This window comes from Aeromonas sp. ASNIH7 (assembly GCF_002903485.1).
Lineage (GTDB): Bacteria > Pseudomonadota > Gammaproteobacteria > Enterobacterales > Aeromonadaceae > Aeromonas > Aeromonas caviae.
In genome coordinates this window covers 2264307-2280000 of the sequence record NZ_CP026226.1, presented here as the reverse complement: position 1 = coordinate 2280000, position 15694 = coordinate 2264307, and the positions used below count along the sequence as shown (strand labels likewise).

The following is a 15694-nucleotide window of genomic DNA, read 5'->3' as shown; positions in this document are numbered from 1 at the left end:
ATGAAGGGGACGGCACCCACGCTCCCCAGCACCACCCAGAACAGCACCACGATGAGGAAGCCTTCCTTGGACCTGAGTTCCTTTTTCTGGTGGCGGTTGGGGAACCAGAGCAGGAGGCCGAGCAGGAGGGCTATGACGAAGGAGTTGACGAACTCAGTACCACCGCCATCACGATACCCAAAAGCGACCATCGCGGGCAGCAGCATGGTCGAGCTGAACAGGGCAACCAGCAGACCGACGATACGAATGATGCTCAGAATCTGCATTCCGGCTCCCTCTTCAAACTAAAAGAGCGATGGATTCTAGCCATCTAAGGGACGAAGGGATACCCGACCCTGGGTCCGGTCGGTCAATTCCTGTGCGATACGGGCCCAGAACGCAGACTCCCACGCTACCTGAAGGGTGACGCTGGCACCATAATCGGCCACCAGCAACTGCCCTTGATGGGCAGAGATGAGGGACTCCACGGCCCCCATGTCGGTGTAGTCACACTGGATCACGGAAGAGGTCAGCTGACGCTTGATACAGGTTTCAAGTTGCTTGAGTGCTGCCCCCACACCACCGCCATAGGCCTTAACCAGGCCACCGGTCCCCAGCAGCACTCCACCGTAATAGCGCACCACCACGGCGGCGACTTCACCCAGACCGGCCCCCATCAACTGGGCCAGCATGGGTTTTCCCGCTGTGCCCGAGGGTTCGCCATCATCACTGAAACCATAAACCTGGCTGTCTTGGGGGGCGCCGGCGACAAAAGCCCAGCAGTGATGCCGGGCTCCCGGGTGTTGCTGTTTGATCTCGTCGATCCAGGCCTTGGCAGCCTCGACGGTCGGAGTGTGGGCGATGTAGGTAATGAAGCGGCTCTTCTTGATCTCTTCGCTCACCTCCAACGGGGCTGCCGGTATGGGGTAATCCGTCGCCATCAGAGCCCTGCTTGTCTGGTCAGGTTCTCCACCCCGTTGGCATGCAGCACCACGTTGTCCTCGATGCGAATGCCACCATAGGGACGCAGCGCCTCCACCTTGTTCCAGTTGACCCGTTTGCCCTGCTCACCCTGGCGCAGCGGCTCCAGCAGGCTGTCGATGAAGTAGAGACCCGGCTCTATGGTGAACACCTGGCCCACTTCCATCACCCGGGTGCAGCGCAGATAAGGGAACTGCTCGGGGGCCGCCAGGTGGGTGCCGCGCTCATCCTGCATGAAGCCGCCGACATCGTGTACCTGCAGGCCGAGGAAGTGGCCGAGACCGTGGGGGAAGAAGACATTGGTCACCCCGGTGTGGATCATCTCGTCCACCGACATGTCTACCAGTTCGGTGGCTTGCAGCAGGCGCGCCAGCCTGTGGTGCATCTGCAGGTGCAGCTCGCTGTAGCGGCGGCCCGGCTTGATCTCGTCGACGATCTCCTGTTGCTGTGCATCCAGCGCTGCGATCAGATCGGCGAACTCACCGCGGCGCCAGGCCCAGGTCCGGGTAATGTCGGAGGCATAACCGTGCACGTCCACACCGGCATCGATGAGGAAGGAGTAACGCTCCGCATCCGGCACCCGCTGGGTGGAGAGATGGGTGTAGTGCAGGATGGCCGCATTGCGGTTGATGGCAACAATGTTGCCGTAGGGCGCCTCATTGGCCCCCTGTCCGACCGCCTTCATGTAGGCCAGGTTGATCTCGAACTCGCTCGCCCCCGCCATGAAGGAGTCCTTGGCCGCGATGTGGCCGCGCACGCCGATGCGGTTGGCATCGCGAAGACATTCCAGCTCATAGGGCGTCTTGTAGGCACGGTGGTAGTGCAGGTAGTTGAGGACCGCCTCCGGATTGGGCTGACCCAGTCCCAGCAGCTCGGCCACTTCCAGATGGCCGCCCAGATAGGCCCACTCCTGCTTGTTGGCCGGCAGGTGATCGGCAACCTGCTCCGGGCGAGTCAGGAAGCGAATGTCGAAGAAGTCGACCCAGAAGGCGTTGGGCAACTCCGCCACCTTGTGCCAGAAGTCCACCGGCCGGTAGAACAGCAGCACCGGCTTGCTCACGCCATCCACCAGCAACCAGCAGTGAGGGTTGTCCAGCACCGGCAGCCAGGCCTTGAACTGGGGATTCACCTTGAAGGGATAATCCTGGTCATCGAGGAAGATACGATGAGTCTGGCCGGAGTGGATAGCGAGACCGCCAAGACCCTGTTGTTGCAGGATGTCGCGGGTACGCTGCTGAAGGGTGTCGAGATGCTGGGCAAAAAGTTGGCTGTAACTGCTCATGGCGTCCTGCTCCGGGCGAATGTGACTTCAGCATAACATCAAGCGAATCAAGGCTCGAGCCACCCGGCTTTCGCTTCGTGAGGTAACGCATAGGTTACAGGCTTTTTGTTATGAGGATAAAACAGACAATTAACAAACAAAGAACAATTCAATACACTGCCCACAGACAGTAGATATCAGCCGTCAGGAACGACTCATGCAAAACCTTTGTCTGTGGACACCGGATCAGGACAGGATGCAGCACTCCAACCTCCACCAGTTCATGGCCGAGGTCAATCACTTCCATGGTCTGCAACTGCGCAGCTATGCCGACCTGTATCAATGGTCGGTGGAGAAGACCACCCGCTTCTGGCCCCTGGTGTGGCAGCACTGCGGCGTCAAGGGCGAACTTGGCAACATTGTGGCGGAGAACCGCCAGGAGATGCAGCGCGCCCGCTGGTTCCCCGACAGCCAGCTCAACTTCGCCGAGAACCTGCTGCGCCGTCAGGATGAGAGCCCGGCCATTATCTCCCGCATTGAAGGGGCCCCAAGCCGGACCCTGAGCTGGCATCAGCTGGCAGATCAGGTCGCCCGCCTGGCCCAGTGGCTTCGCAGCCAGGGCATAGGCCGGGGTGATGTGGTCGCAGCCTACCTGCCCAATATCCCGGAAACCGTGGTGGCCATGCTGGCAACCACCAGCCTCGGCGCGATCTGGACCTCCACCAGCCCCGATTTTGGCGAGGCCAGCGTGGTGGAGCGCTTCGGCCAGACCCGTCCCAGGGTGCTGTTCGCGGTGGATGGCTACCGCTACGGCGGCAAGGCCATCGACATTCAGGACAAGGTGGCCAGCGTCGTCGGTCAGCTCGACAGCATAGAGCAGACGGTGCTGATCCCTCTGCTCGGCAACCCGCTGCAGCTTGGTCACGACTGGCAGCAACTGCTGGCAAGCCAGCATGATGCCCAGCTCGCCTTCGAGCCCATGGCCTTCAACGACCCGCTCTATATCCTCTACTCCTCCGGTACCACCGGCAAACCCAAGTGCATCGTGCACGGCATTGGCGGCACCCTGCTGCAACACCTGAAAGAGCACCAGTTGCACTGCGACATCAAGCCGGGGGAGCGCATCTTCTACTTCACCACCTGTGGCTGGATGATGTGGAACTGGCTGGTGAGCGCCCTCGCCTCCGGCGCCACTCTGGTGCTCTACGATGGTTCCCCCTTCTACCCGGATGGCAACGTGTTATGGGATCTCGCACGGGACGAAGAGGTCGCCCTGTTCGGCACCTCGGCCAAGTATCTCGATGCGCTGCACAAGCAGGGTTATGCCCCCATCAAGACCCACGACCTGCCTGCCTTGCGGCTGATCTGCAGCACCGGATCCGTGCTGTCGCCGGAGGGGTTTGACTACGTTTACCAGCAGATAAAGCAGGATGTGCAGCTCAGCTCCATCTCTGGCGGCACCGACATCTGCTCCTGCTTCGTCATCGGCAACCCCTTGAGCCCCGTCTATCGCGGCGAGAGCCAGGGGCGCGGCCTTGGTCTCGCGGTGCAGGTATTCAACGAGGCGGGCCAGCCGGTGCTGGGGGAAAAGGGCGAACTGGTCTGCACCAAGCCTTTCCCGGCCCAGCCCATCTACTTCTGGGGTGACGAGAACGGCGACAAATACCACGCCGCCTACTTCGAGCGGTTCGACAACATCTGGTGCCACGGGGACTGGATCGAGCTGACCCCGACCGGCGGCATTCTGTTCTACGGCCGCTCCGACGCGACCCTCAACCCGGGCGGCGTGCGCATCGGCACCAGCGAGATCTACCGCTATGTAGAGCAGCTGGACGAGGTGGAGGAGAGCATCGTCATCGGCCAGCAATGGAAACAGGACGAGCGAGTGGTGCTGTTCGTCAAGCTCAAGGCGGGCTGCAAGCTGGATGAGCCGCTACGCGAGCGGATCCGCCAGCAAATAAAGCAGCACTGCACCGCCCGTCATGTGCCTGCCCGCATCCTGCAGGTGGATGCCATCCCCCGCACCAAGTCCGGCAAGATAGTAGAGCTGGCGGTGCGGGAAGTGGTGCACAACCGCCCCGTCAACAATACCCACGCCCTCGCCGATCCCGAGGTCTTGAACCAGTATCGCAATCGGCCGGAACTGGCCAGTTGATACCACGCTCATCTCCATCGGAGGCGCCGCAAGGCGCCTCTTTTTGCCCGTTTTGTGATGAAGAGCTTTTACTCGACAACTGTTAAACAAATGTTTTAAATAGGTGTTGAAAATGTCTCCTTTTGGATCAATAGTGAGCCTCGCCCCCTGCTGGGGATAAAGGAGCACCATTCCCCACAGAGTGGGAACAAGGAGACACTCTCATGATCTACCAAGGCGAAACCCTGACGGTCAGCTACCTCGAAGACGGCATTGCCGAACTGAGGTTTGATGCCCCGGGTTCAGTCAACAAGCTGGATCGCGCTACCCTGCTCTCCCTGAGCGAAGCGATCGCCGCATTACAGCAACAAGCCGATTTGAAGGGTCTGATCCTCACCTCCGGCAAAGACGCTTTCATCGTCGGCGCCGACATCACCGAATTCCTGGAACTGTTCGATCTGCCGCAGGAAGATCTGCTCGGCTGGCTGAAGAAGGCCAACGACATCTTCAGCGCCATCGAAGATCTGCCCGTGCCCACCCTCTCCGCCATCAAGGGCCATGCTCTGGGCGGCGGCTGCGAGACCATCCTCTCCACTGACTTCCGTCTGGCCGACACCAGCGCCAAAATCGGCTTACCCGAGACCAAGCTCGGCATCATGCCGGGCTTTGGCGGCACTGTCCGTCTGCCGCGGGTGATCGGTGCCGACAACGCGCTGGAGTGGATCACCACCGGCAAGGATTACCGTGCCGATGACGCCCTCAAGGTGGGCGCCATCGACGCCGTGGTCGCCCCGGACGCGCTGCACTGCGCCGCCGTGCAGATGATCAAGGACGCGGTCAACGGCAAGCTGGACTGGCAGGGCCGCCGCGCCGCCAAGAAGGCCCCGCTGCGCCTCTCCAAACTGGAAGCCATGATGAGCTTCACCACCGCCGCCGGCATGGTTGCCGCCGTGGCGGGCAAACACTATCCGGCCCCCATGGCCGCCGTGAAGACGGTGGAAGCCGCCGCCGGCATGGGCCGTGACGAGGCGCTGGCCGCCGAGGCCGCCACCTTCATCAAACTGGCGAAAACCGACGTGGCCAAGGCGCTGGTCGGTATCTTCCTCAACGATCAGCACATCAAGGCGCTGGCCAAGAAGGCCGCCAAGCAGGCAAACAAGGCCACCGGCCATGCCGCCGTGCTGGGTGCCGGCATCATGGGGGGCGGCATCGCCTACCAGTCTGCCAGCAAGGGCATCCCGGCGGTGATGAAGGACATCAACGAGAAGGCGCTGGCACTTGGCATGAATGAGGCCACCAAGCTGCTCAACGGCCAGCTCGAGCGCGGCCGCATCGACGGCATCAAGATGGGCCAGGTGCTCTCCGCCATCACGCCGACCCTCAGCTATGACAACGTCAAGCATGTGGACGTGGTGGTCGAAGCTGTGGTCGAGAACCCGAAAGTGAAGGCCGCCGTGCTGGGCGAAGTGGAAGGGATCATCGGCGAAGACGCCGTGCTCGCCAGCAACACCTCCACCATCCCCATCTCCCTGCTGGCCAAGGGACTGAAGCGCCCCGAGAATTTCTGCGGCATGCACTTCTTCAACCCGGTGCACCGCATGCCGCTGGTGGAGATCATCCGCGGCGAGCAAACTTCCGATGAAACCATCAACCGCGTGGTGGCCTACGCCGCCGCCATGGGCAAGTCCCCGGTCGTGGTCAACGACTGCCCCGGCTTCTTCGTGAACCGCGTGCTGTTCCCCTACTTCTTCGGCTTCAACAAGCTGGTCGCCGATGGCGCCGACTTCGCCGCCGTCGACAAGGTGATGGAGAAGGAGTTTGGCTGGCCCATGGGCCCCGCCTACCTGCTGGACGTGGTCGGCATCGACACCGGCCACCACGCCGGTGACGTGATGGCGCAGGGTTTCCCGGCACGCATGAGCAAGGAAGGCCGCACCGCCATCGACGTAATGTATGACGCCAGCCGCTTCGGCCAGAAGAACGGCAAGGGTTTCTACGCCTACGAGCAGGACAAGAAGGGCAAGCCGAAGAAGGTGGCCGACGCCGCCAGCTACGAGCTGCTGGCCCCCATCGCCAAGCCGAAGCAGGACTTTGACAAGGAAGCCATCATCGCCCGCATGATGATCCCGATGATCAACGAGGTGGTGCTCTGCCTGGAAGAGGGCATTGTCGCCACACCAGCCGAAGCCGACATCGCGCTGGTCTACGGCCTGGGCTTCCCTCCCTTCCGCGGCGGCGTGTTCCGCTATCTGGACACTATCGGTCTGGATCGCTACGTGGCCATGGCCGACCAGTATGCCGACTTGGGCCCGCTCTACCGCGTCAGCGACCGCTTGCGTGAGATGGCCGCCCAGGGCAACACCTTCTACTGATTGCGGAAAGGAGATCCATTCATGAAAGACGTAGTCATTGTCGACTGTATCCGGACCCCCATGGGCCGGTCCAAGGGCGGCGCCTTCCGCAACGTGCGTGCAGAAGACTTGTCCGCGCACCTGATGAAATCCATCCTGCTGCGCAACCCCAACCTCGACCCGAACGAGATCGAGGATATCTACTGGGGCTGCGTGCAGCAGACCCTGGAACAGGGCTTCAACATTGCCCGCAACGCCGCCTTGCTGGCCGGCATTCCCAAGCAGGTGGGGGCGGTCACCGTCAACCGCCTGTGCGGCTCCTCCATGCAGGCGCTGCACGATGCCTCTCGCGCCATTCAGGTAGGTGATGGGGATATCTTCATCATCGGCGGCGTCGAGCACATGGGCCACGTGCCCATGAGCCACGGGGTGGACTTCCACCCCGGCATGGCCAAGTCGGTGGCGAAAGCCTCCGGCATGATGGGGCTGACCGCCGAGATGCTCGGCAAGCTGCACGGCATCAGCCGATCGCAGCAGGACGAGTTTGCCGCCCGCTCCCACCGCCGTGCCCACGCCGCCACCGTGGAAGGGCGTTTTGCCAAGGAGATCGTCGGGCTGGAAGGGCACGACGCCAGCGGCGCCCGCTTCTTCTACGACTATGACGAGGTGATCCGCCCCGAGACCACGGTCGATACGCTGAGCCAGCTGCGCCCGGTGTTCGACCCGGTCAACGGTACCGTCACCGCCGGCACCTCCTCGGCCCTGTCCGATGGCGCCGCCGCCATGCTGGTGATGAGTGCGGATCGCGCCAAGGCCCTCGGCCTCACGCCCCGCGCCAGGGTGCGCGCCATGGCCATCGCCGGCTGTGACGCCGCCATCATGGGTTACGGCCCGGTGCCGGCCACCCAGAAAGCGCTCAAGCGGGCCGGTCTGACCGTCGGCGACATCGACCTGTTCGAGCTGAACGAGGCGTTTGCCGCCCAGTCCCTCCCCTGCGTGAAGGATCTGGGTCTGCAAGACCTGGTGGACGAGAAGGTGAACCTCAACGGTGGCGCCATCGCCCTGGGTCACCCGCTCGGCTGCTCCGGTGCCCGCATCTCCACCACCCTGATCAACCTGATGGAAGAGAAGGACGCCACCCTAGGAGTCGCCACCATGTGCATCGGCCTGGGTCAGGGCATCGCCACCGTGTTCGAACGGGTGTAAGTGAATCGCCCCTGACTGCTCACCGGTCAGGGACGCCGCCTCGGGGCGGCAACAACAGACAGAAGGCGGCCCTGCTTCCCGGCACAGCGGCCCCATCACGAATACCGGGTCGGCTGTCGAGTCTGTGGAACGCGCCACACGGGGTGCGCTCCTGCCGTCGGAATCTGCGTGTTGGCCGGCCCGTTTGGGTCGGCCTTTTTTATTCTTTTCCCGCGATCGGGGCCAATCCTGAGGCTATATTGCCCATAACTTCACATTAGAGGGGGGGCTTGCTTGCTTTTTACTCCCCCGACAGGTTCAATCTGCACAAAAAAATGGGTGGATGCACATACATATGTCAACGAGCAAACAACTGCTTATCGTCGACGACGATCGGGAGATCCGCGAGCTGCTCAACGAGTACCTGACCCGGGCCGGTTTCGAGGTACTGACCGCGGCTGAAGGGAACGAGATGCGCCAACAACTGGCCCAGCACAGCCCGGACCTCATCATTCTGGACATCATGATGCCCGGCGACGACGGCTTTACCCTCTGCCAGCAGATCCGCCGCGACTCCCAGGTACCCATCATCATGCTCACCGCCGCCTCCGACGAGGCTGACCGGGTGATCGGTCTGGAACTTGGCGCCGACGACTACATCGCCAAGCCGTTCAGCCCGCGCGAACTGCAGGCCCGCATCAAGGCGCTGCTGCGCCGCGCCGAATTCCGCCAGCCGGAGAAAGAGAAGGAACCGAGCCGTCGGCTGCGCTTCGCCGAGTGGACCCTGGACACCCTGAGCCACCAGCTGACCCACGAAGATGGCAGCCTGCTGGATCTCTCCGGCAGTGATGCCCTGCTGCTCGGCATGTTCCTGCAGCAGCCCGGCGTGGTGCTGGACCGGGATACCATCTCGGACGCCACCCGCGGTCGCGAGAGCCTGCCCATGGAGCGCGGCATCGATGTGCAGATCAGCCGCCTGCGCCAGAAGCTGGGTGACAACGGCAAGAGCCCGCGCATCATCAAGACCATTCGCGGCAGCGGCTACATGCTGATCGCCGAAGTCCACGAGATCCCGTAACAGACAGACGCTGCGGCGAGGCCTTGAACGGGCAGAAGAGAGACCCATCACGGGGCAACGGCAAGGCACAGAGGTAAGCACCCCATGCTGATCGACAAGAGACACACGCTGCCATGACGGGGCAGAAGTTCTGGCGGGCCCTGGTGCCCCGCTCCCTGCTGTCGCGGATGCTGCTGCTGTTGCTGCTCGCCATCCTGCTCTCCCAGACCATCCTCACCGGCATCTGGATGCAGCAGATCCAGAAGCGGGAGCTGGAGGGCATGCTCAGCACCACCCGCAACCTGGCGCTGTCGGCGGCTTCCACCGTCAACTTCTTCAAGTCCCTGCCCCTGCAATACCGCCACATTGCCCTGGATCAGCTGCGCAACATGGGGGGCAGCCGCTTCTTCGTCTCCTTGAACGAGGAAGAGATCCACATCAGCGCCATCCCCGACAGCGAGCGCAAGACGCTGGTGCTCAAAGAGGTGCAGGAGGTGCTCAGCCGCAAGCTCTCCGACGCCATGGCGATCAAGGTGGACTTCTCCCGCCCCGAGGAGCTGCACGTCTTCAACAACGACACCCTGCTGGCGGATCTTCCCTCCTCCTGGGCCCGCTACACCCTGTCCCTGGAGCCCATCAATCCGCCGGTGCTGGTGACCCAGATCGAGATAGAACCGGGGGAGTGGCTCTATCTGGCGGCCCTGCTGCCCGCCCCCTACATGACGCTGGATGACACCGTGATGCCAAGCAACCAGGTGCGTTTCATCGCCCTGATGACGGTCTTCCTCTGCTTCTTCACCTTCATGCTGGTGCGCTGGCAGACCCGCCCCCTGCGTCGCCTCGCCAAGGCAGCGGTCAACCTCGGCAAGGACATCGACCAGCCGTCCCTCAAGGAGGAGGGTGCCTCCGAAATCGTGGCGGCGACCCGCGCCTTCAACATCATGCAGCAGCGCATTCGCCGCTTCATCGACGATCGGGAGCGCCTCTTCAGCTCCATCTCCCACGACCTCAAGACCCCCATCACCCGGCTGCGACTGCGGGTCGAACTGCTGGACGACGAGGTGCAGATCGCCAAGTTCAACAAGGACCTGGACGAGCTGGAGCTGATGGTCAAAGGGGCGCTGCAGACGGTCAAAGAGACGGACATTCACGAGAACCTCGAGCAGATCGACGTCAACGCCCTGCTGGAGCAGATGGCGGAGGCCATGAACCTGCACGAGGATCTGCTCACCATCGAGGGCCACTGCAAGTGGCCCTATCGCGGCAAGCTGCTGGCCCTCAAGCGCTGCATCGGCAACCTGGTGGACAACGGCATCAAGTACGGCCAGAAGGTGCGCATCATCATCATGGATGACGAGGAGATGCTGATCCTCTTCATCATGGACGAGGGGCCCGGTCTGCCGGACGATCAGTTCGAGCGCATCTTCGAGCCCTACTACCGCCTCAGCACCGATGCCGCCGGCACCGGGCTGGGCCTTGGCATCGCCCGCAACATAGCCCACGCCCACGGCGGCGACCTGGTGCTGGAAAATCGCCCCCAGGGCGGCCTGCAGGCCACCCTCTCCCTACCAAGGCAGTAATGTATGAAGTGGTTGTCTTTTTCTGTCATCGCCCTGCTCTCCCTGCCCGTCTGCGCCTCCCAGGTGGAGGTATTGCACTGGTGGACCTCCGGCGGCGAGGCCAGGGCCGTGGAAGTGCTCAAGTCCGAGTGGGCCGAACAGGGCAACCAGTGGAACGACTTCGCAGTACAGGGGGGGGCGGCAAGAGCGCCATGACGGTGCTCAAGAGCCGGGCCCTGGCGGCAAACCCGCCGGAGGCGGCCCACCTCAAGGGGTTCGAGCTGCACGAGTGGGGCAGCCTGGGCTTTCTGCGCGATCTCACCCCCATGGCCGAGCACCTCGGCTGGTACCCTCAGCTGCCCCCCATGGTGCGCGACACACTCAGCCAGAACGGCGCCCTGATGGCGGTCCCCACCGGCATCCACCGGGTCAACTGGCTGTGGCTCAACCGCAAGGTATTCGAGCGACAGGGGCTCAAGCCCCCACCGACTGGGCTCAGTTCGTGGCGGTGGCGGACAAGCTCAAGGAGCAGGGCATCACCCCCCTCGCCATCGGTAACGAACCCTGGCAGATCGCGGTGCTGTTCGAAACGGTGGCCCTCGGCGAAGGGGGCAAGACCTTCTATCGCAAGGCCTTCCTCGAACAGGACAGCGCCACCCTGACCGGCCCCGACATGGTGCGGGTGCTGACTCGCTTTCAGCAATTGCGCGCCTATGTGCCCGAGAAATACGCCGGCCTGAAATGGCACCAGGCCACCAACCTGCTGGAGAGCGGCGGCGCCGCCATGCAGGTGATGGGGGACTGGGTGAAGGGAGAGTTGAGCGCTGGCAACTACCGCCCCGGCGAGGATATCGAGTGCCTGCCAAGCCCGGGCAGCCAGGGGCTGTTCAGCTACAACCTCGACTCTATCGCCATGTTCAAGCAGCGGGATCCCGCCCAGTTGCAGGCCCAGGGCGAGCTGGCCAGGCTGTTGATGACACCGCGCTTTCAGGAGGAGTTCAACCGGGTGAAGGGCTCCATCCCGGCACTCATCAAGCCGGACATGAGCAAGTTCGATCGCTGCGCCATCCGCTCCTATCAGGACTTCCTCCACGCCGAGCAACAGGATAACCTGCTGCCCAGCATGGCGGAGGGGATGGCGGTGCCCACCAACATGCGCCAGGGGATCATGGATGTGCTGAGCAGCTTCTTCAACGACGCCAGGGCCAACCCCGAGCAGACGGCACAGCAGCTGGAGCGCGCCATGCGCTCGACCCGTTCAGGCGCGGAGCAGAAATGACAAAGGCGGACATCGTCCGCCTTTGAGTGCCGAGAGCCAGGCTCTCAGGAGGGATCGTTCTCGTCCTCATCCTCGTCGTAGTAGTCACTGAGCTCGATCCAGAGCCCCAGCCCTATCATCACCATGGAGCCGAACCAGGTACCGGTATTACCGATCGGGCTGCCCAGCACTATCATGGCGAACGACAAGAACCCCATGCCTGCGTAGGCTTGCAATCTGCCGTAGGAGACCTGCATATTCACACCTCCTTGTTGAATATGGTTCAATTTTTATATTACTCATCGAGCGAAGCCTGGGTAGAGCCGGTTCACATTTTGGTAGCATATGCTGCATAACCGCCCCGTGGTTTGATTATTTTTTCGCCGTGAGTATCATTGCTGGCCGAATTGGTTGAAGGTTGATTATTGATGAGTGCTTTATTCTGCGACGCAACGCACGAGTTGGACGCAATCGGGCTTCGTTGCCCCGAACCCGTGACGATGGCGCGCAAGAAGGTGCGGCTGAAGGTTGATTATTGATGAGTGCTTTATTCTGCGACGCAACACACGAGTTGGACGCAATCGGGCTTCGTTGCCCCGAACCCGTGACGATAGCGCGCAAGAAGGTGCGGCTGAAGGTTGATTATTCATGAGTACTGAATTCTGCAATGCGACCCACGAGCTGGACGCAATCGGGCTTCGTTGCCCCGAACCCGTGATGACGATGGCGCGCAAGATGGTGCGGCTGAAGGTTGATTATTCATGAGTACTGAATTTTGCAATGCGACCCACGAGCTGGACGCAATCGGGCTTCGTTGCCCCGAACCCGTGATGATGGTTCGCAAGAAAGTGCGGCTGATGGCGGATGGGGAGACCCTGCTGGTCAGCGCCGACGACCCCTCCACCACCCGCGACATTCCCAGCTTCTGCCGCTTCATGGACCACACCCTGGTCGCCAGCGAGACAGAGCAGGCCCCCTATCGCTATCTGATCCGCAAGGGTCAATAACCCCGTACCGGAGCAAACATGACAACCATTACCCGTATCGGGACCACCCAGCGCTGGTCTGATGTGGTCATCCACAACGGCACCCTCTACGTGGTGGAAGTGCCCGCCACCGACACCGCCGACATCCACCAGCAGACCCGTGAAGTGCTGGAAAGCCTGCAGCGTCTGCTGGAAGCCAACGGTTCCGGCGTCGACAGGATCCTGATGGCCAACATCTATCTCAAGGACATTGAAGACATCGCCGCCTTCAACGCGCTGTGGGATGCCTGGATCCCGGCAGGCACAGCCCCGGTCCGCGCCTGCGTACAGGCCCGTCTGGCCCACGAAGGCTACAGGGTGGAAGTACAGCTCACTGCCGCTGTCTAAACGAAGCGGGATGCCTGGCTCCCCTGATGCAGACACCGCCCCCGTGCGCGCCTGTGTACAGGCCCGTCTGGCCCACGAAGGCTACAGGGTAGAAGTGCAGCTGACTGCGGCGGTCTAAACAAAGCGGGATGCCTGGCTCCCCTGATGCAGACACCGCCCCCGTTCGTGCCTGCGTGCAGGCCCGTCTCGCCCACGAAGGCTACAAGGTGGAAGTGCAGCTGACTGCGGCTGTCTAAACAAAGCTGGATGCCTGGCTCCCCTGATGCAGACACCGCCCCCGTGCGCGCCTGTGTACAGGCCCGTCTCGCCCACGAAGGCTACAAGGTGGAAGTGCAGCTGACTGCGGCTGTCTAAGAGGCGGTTATCCCCTCATCCCCGACCCTTCTCCCGCAAGGGGAGAAGGGAGCAAAGAACAAGGCGCCACTGCCCACAACGCCGAATAACAAAAGGCCCCGCCATCGCTGGCGGGGCCTTTTTCATGGCATCGAACCGGACCGCTTAGGCGGTCGGGGTCAGGGTGATGGTCACCCGACGGTTCTGGGCCTTGCCTTCGGCGGTGCTGTTGCTGGCCACCGGCTGATCCGGGCCCACACCACTGATGGCGATGCGGCTGCCGGACACGCCCTGGCCGATCAGCTGGGCGGCAACGGCATCGGCGCGATCCCGGGAGAGCTTCATGTTCAGCTCGCGGGAGCCGGTGCTGTCGGTGTGACCGACCACGTTCAGACGGGTCTTGTCGAACTCGGCAACCACCAGGGCCACGCCGGACAGGGTGTTGGCACCGGCGGCTTTCAGCTGGGCGCTGGAGCTGTCGAAGGTGACGTTGTTCGGCATGTTGAGGATCAGCTGATCACCGTTGCGGGTCACGCTGACGCCGGTGCCTTGCAGCTTCTCGCGCAGCTTGGCTTCCTGCACATCCATGTAGTAACCGATACCACCACCCAGGGCCGCACCGGCGGCGACGCCAGTCAGGATGCCCTTTTTGCGGTCGCCCTTGCTGGAGGAGAGCGCCCCCACGGCTGCGCCGGTCGCCGCACCCGCCAACGCGCCCCAGGCGCCCTTGGAGGTCTGGGATTCACCGGTATAGGGGTTGGTGGTACAGCCAGTGATGGCGACGGTCAGGGCAAGTGCAGGAACCAGTTTCTTGAAATGCATGAAAAAACCTCTGAAAAAGAACGACTCTAGCCGATAGCCGCGCATTCTAACCCAGAGAGGCGCCAGAGTGTGACGCGCGCATTGCGAAGATGGGCAGGGGGCAAAACGCCCCCTGCCCCTTGCGACTTACCCGGTGCAGGCCATCTTCGGACGGGCCCGCATCAATATTTGATATCCCGGGCCTTGTCTCGCCCCTCCTGCTTGTTGTCACGATGCTCCTGGCGGCAGTCGGCATTGCCCACCACCCCCTCACGACACGCCTGTTTCGCGTCACGGGACTCCTGACGGGTATCCTGACGCACATCGCGGGCGTCACGGCGCTCCTGGGCCTGCTTGGTGGCCTGTGCAGGCAGGGCGGCCAGCAAGGCGGTGGCGGCAAGCAGCGCCAATACGGACTTCTTCATGATGGCTCCTTCGCCAGACAACCTGAACCGGTCCGGCGTCTTTCAATGATAGGGGAGGGGCAAGATCCCGGTAGCGCCAACTCGGCCCTCGGGGGCGTCGTCTGTGCAGCCTCGGACCTTCTTGCACAGGGCCGGCTTCCCCTCGTGTTTACCCTGACGAGCGACGTCATCCCCAGGGTGCAGCCGATCAGGCCGGGGAAGAGAGGGCAAACGGCGCTCAGTGACACGGGACTCCCTCGTGATGGCGCTCCCGATGGTGAACCCGTGTGACTGTATCCCGGCTGTACCAAGGGGCGAAAAGGCTCCCGGCCCGGCGCAACGGAACATGCTCCCGGGGTCTGGAGTGGTTGCCCCCCAGATGCGGGTTGTCTCATTAGAGCCCATGGCCCCAGAGTGGGTGACATTTCTCACGGAGCCATGACCATGTCGTCCCTTTCCCGCCCCGCGCTGCTCATCATCGACATCCAGGTGGGCCTCCTTCACGGCCCGGAAGCCCCCCATGCCGGGGCCGAGACCCTGGCCAACATCAATCGCTTGGGCCAAGCGGCCCGCAGTGCCGCTCTCCCCGTGCTGGCGGTGCGCCACACGGGCTCAGCCGGCAGCCCCATCGCCGCTGGCAGTCCGTTCTGGCAGCTTGCGCCTGAGCTGGTCGTCGGCGAGGCCGATCGGGTGTTCGACAAGCAGCGCCCCAGCGCTTTCCATGGCACCGGCCTCGATGGCTGGCTGAAAGAGGACGGCGTGCAGACCCTGATCATCACCGGCATGAAGACCCAGTACTGCATCGACACCACCTGCCGGGCGGCGGCAGATCTCGGCTACACCGTGGTGTTGGTGAGCGATGCCCATACCTGCATGGACACGCCGCAACTGACCGCCCCCCAGATCATCGCCCATCACAACGCCACCCTGGCCGGCCCCTTCGTGCGGCTGATGAGCAGCGACGAGGTGTGCGAGGTGCTCGGCCGCCCCCTTGAGCCCTGCTGATTCAGAGCAAAAA

15 protein-coding genes and 3 pseudogenes (1 of these 18 running past the window's edge) are annotated in these 15694 nt (G+C 62.7%); 12 read left to right on the top strand and 6 right to left on the bottom strand.

Annotated features, from left to right (window positions below; all coding sequences use genetic code 11):
• The 3 genes in view from C2U47_RS10755 to pepQ are tightly spaced (at most 36 nt apart) and all read right to left on the bottom strand, a layout consistent with a single transcriptional unit that may run on beyond the window.
• Positions 1-266, bottom strand: the start of a protein-coding gene (locus C2U47_RS10755; RefSeq protein ID WP_048209300.1) for a TrkH family potassium uptake protein. The gene continues 1192 nt to the left of window position 1, outside the view; 266 of the gene's 1458 nt are visible here — the first part of the coding sequence; it begins with the start codon at positions 264-266; its stop codon lies off the left edge, out of view.
• A gap of 36 nt (positions 267-302) precedes the next feature.
• Positions 303-920 (bottom strand): YigZ family protein, encoded by a 618-nt coding sequence (locus tag C2U47_RS10750; protein ID WP_049636382.1) that lies wholly within the window; start codon positions 918-920, stop codon positions 303-305.
• Positions 920-2242 (bottom strand): Xaa-Pro dipeptidase, encoded by a 1323-nt coding sequence (gene pepQ, locus C2U47_RS10745; RefSeq protein ID WP_043156014.1) that lies wholly within the window; start codon positions 2240-2242, stop codon positions 920-922. The genes C2U47_RS10750 and pepQ overlap by 1 nt, the downstream gene beginning before the upstream one ends.
• 196 nt (positions 2243-2438) lie before the next feature.
• Here pepQ and C2U47_RS10740 point away from each other — a divergent pair, with 196 nt between their 5' ends.
• The 6 genes and pseudogenes from C2U47_RS10740 to C2U47_RS10715 all read left to right on the top strand — a co-directional run bounded on the left by C2U47_RS10740 (position 2439) and on the right by C2U47_RS10715 (position 11786).
• Positions 2439-4376, top strand: a complete 1938-nt coding sequence (locus C2U47_RS10740; RefSeq protein ID WP_049636381.1) for an acetoacetate--CoA ligase — start codon at positions 2439-2441, stop codon at positions 4374-4376.
• Between the two features lie 203 nt (positions 4377-4579).
• Entirely contained in the window at positions 4580-6727 is a 2148-nt protein-coding gene (gene fadB, locus C2U47_RS10735; protein WP_049636380.1) for a fatty acid oxidation complex subunit alpha FadB, read from the top strand.
• Positions 6728-6748: 21 nt separating this feature from the next.
• Positions 6749-7912 carry an acetyl-CoA C-acyltransferase FadA gene (gene fadA / locus C2U47_RS10730; protein ID WP_049636379.1) on the top strand — a complete coding sequence of 388 codons (1164 nt, stop codon included), beginning with the start codon at positions 6749-6751 and terminating at the stop codon, positions 7910-7912.
• 334 nt (positions 7913-8246) lie between these two features.
• Positions 8247-8969 carry a response regulator gene (locus C2U47_RS10725; protein ID WP_010672413.1) on the top strand — a complete coding sequence of 241 codons (723 nt, stop codon included), beginning with the start codon at positions 8247-8249 and terminating at the stop codon, positions 8967-8969.
• Between the two features lie 113 nt (positions 8970-9082).
• Positions 9083-10528: an ATP-binding protein gene (locus C2U47_RS10720; protein ID WP_010672412.1), complete on the top strand. Its 1446-nt coding sequence runs from the start codon at positions 9083-9085 to the stop codon at positions 10526-10528.
• Between the two features lie 3 nt (positions 10529-10531).
• Positions 10532-11786 (top strand): annotated as a pseudogene (locus C2U47_RS10715) (ABC transporter substrate-binding protein).
• 44 nt (positions 11787-11830) lie between these two features.
• Here the strand turns inward: C2U47_RS10715 and C2U47_RS10710 are convergent.
• Positions 11831-12022, bottom strand: coding sequence for a hypothetical protein (locus tag C2U47_RS10710; RefSeq protein ID WP_010672410.1), 192 nt, complete (start codon positions 12020-12022; stop codon positions 11831-11833).
• 504 nt (positions 12023-12526) lie between these two features.
• Here C2U47_RS10710 and tusA point away from each other — a divergent pair.
• The 5 genes and pseudogenes from tusA to C2U47_RS10670 form a co-directional block, all read left to right on the top strand.
• Entirely contained in the window at positions 12527-12772 is a 246-nt protein-coding gene (tusA, locus tag C2U47_RS10690; protein ID WP_041214136.1) for a sulfurtransferase TusA, read from the top strand.
• 18 nt (positions 12773-12790) lie between these two features.
• Positions 12791-13138 (top strand): RidA family protein, encoded by a 348-nt coding sequence (locus tag C2U47_RS10685; RefSeq protein ID WP_049636378.1) that lies wholly within the window; start codon positions 12791-12793, stop codon positions 13136-13138.
• A 28-nt stretch (positions 13139-13166) separates the two neighbouring features.
• A pseudogene (locus C2U47_RS10680) lies at positions 13167-13256 on the top strand (endoribonuclease L-PSP); the annotation flags it as partial.
• Between the two features lie 10 nt (positions 13257-13266).
• Complete coding sequence (locus C2U47_RS10675) at positions 13267-13374, top strand: endoribonuclease L-PSP (protein WP_010672406.1); 108 nt, start codon at positions 13267-13269, stop codon at positions 13372-13374.
• Between the two features lie 28 nt (positions 13375-13402).
• A pseudogene (locus C2U47_RS10670) lies at positions 13403-13492 on the top strand (endoribonuclease L-PSP); the annotation flags it as partial.
• Positions 13493-13636: 144 nt separating this feature from the next.
• Here C2U47_RS10670 and C2U47_RS10665 read toward each other — a convergent pair.
• Both C2U47_RS10665 and C2U47_RS10660 read right to left on the bottom strand, forming a co-directional pair.
• Entirely contained in the window at positions 13637-14293 is a 657-nt protein-coding gene (locus C2U47_RS10665) for an OmpA family lipoprotein (protein WP_010672405.1), read from the bottom strand.
• A gap of 161 nt (positions 14294-14454) precedes the next feature.
• A complete protein-coding gene (locus C2U47_RS10660; protein ID WP_043156027.1) occupies positions 14455-14697 on the bottom strand; it encodes a hypothetical protein in 243 nt (80 codons plus the stop codon).
• Positions 14698-15120: 423 nt separating this feature from the next.
• Here C2U47_RS10660 and C2U47_RS10650 point away from each other — a divergent pair, with 423 nt between their 5' ends.
• Positions 15121-15681, top strand: coding sequence for a cysteine hydrolase family protein (locus C2U47_RS10650; protein WP_080988601.1), 561 nt, complete (start codon positions 15121-15123; stop codon positions 15679-15681).
• Positions 15682-15694: the final 13 nt, after the last annotated feature.

Excerpts from the sequence above, each read along its gene's own strand:
- C2U47_RS10750 (WP_049636382.1), bottom strand. The coding sequence starts at position 920 with ATGGCGACGGATTACCCCATACCGGCAGCCCCGTTGGAGGTGAGCGAA.
- pepQ (WP_043156014.1), bottom strand. The coding sequence starts at position 2,242 with ATGAGCAGTTACAGCCAACTTTTTGCCCAGCATCTCGACACCCTTCAG.
- C2U47_RS10740 (WP_049636381.1), top strand. The coding sequence starts at position 2,439 with ATGCAAAACCTTTGTCTGTGGACACCGGATCAGGACAGGATGCAGCAC.
- fadB (WP_049636380.1), top strand. The coding sequence starts at position 4,580 with ATGATCTACCAAGGCGAAACCCTGACGGTCAGCTACCTCGAAGACGGC.
- fadA (WP_049636379.1), top strand. The coding sequence starts at position 6,749 with ATGAAAGACGTAGTCATTGTCGACTGTATCCGGACCCCCATGGGCCGG.
- C2U47_RS10725 (WP_010672413.1), top strand. The coding sequence starts at position 8,247 with ATGTCAACGAGCAAACAACTGCTTATCGTCGACGACGATCGGGAGATC.
- C2U47_RS10720 (WP_010672412.1), top strand. The coding sequence starts at position 9,083 with ATGACGGGGCAGAAGTTCTGGCGGGCCCTGGTGCCCCGCTCCCTGCTG.
- C2U47_RS10710 (WP_010672410.1), bottom strand. The coding sequence starts at position 12,022 with ATGCAGGTCTCCTACGGCAGATTGCAAGCCTACGCAGGCATGGGGTTC.
- tusA (WP_041214136.1), top strand. The coding sequence starts at position 12,527 with ATGAGTACTGAATTTTGCAATGCGACCCACGAGCTGGACGCAATCGGG.
- C2U47_RS10685 (WP_049636378.1), top strand. The coding sequence starts at position 12,791 with ATGACAACCATTACCCGTATCGGGACCACCCAGCGCTGGTCTGATGTG.
- C2U47_RS10675 (WP_010672406.1), top strand. The coding sequence starts at position 13,267 with ATGCCTGGCTCCCCTGATGCAGACACCGCCCCCGTTCGTGCCTGCGTG.
- C2U47_RS10665 (WP_010672405.1), bottom strand. The coding sequence starts at position 14,293 with ATGCATTTCAAGAAACTGGTTCCTGCACTTGCCCTGACCGTCGCCATC.
- C2U47_RS10660 (WP_043156027.1), bottom strand. The coding sequence starts at position 14,697 with ATGAAGAAGTCCGTATTGGCGCTGCTTGCCGCCACCGCCTTGCTGGCC.
- C2U47_RS10650 (WP_080988601.1), top strand. The coding sequence starts at position 15,121 with ATGTCGTCCCTTTCCCGCCCCGCGCTGCTCATCATCGACATCCAGGTG.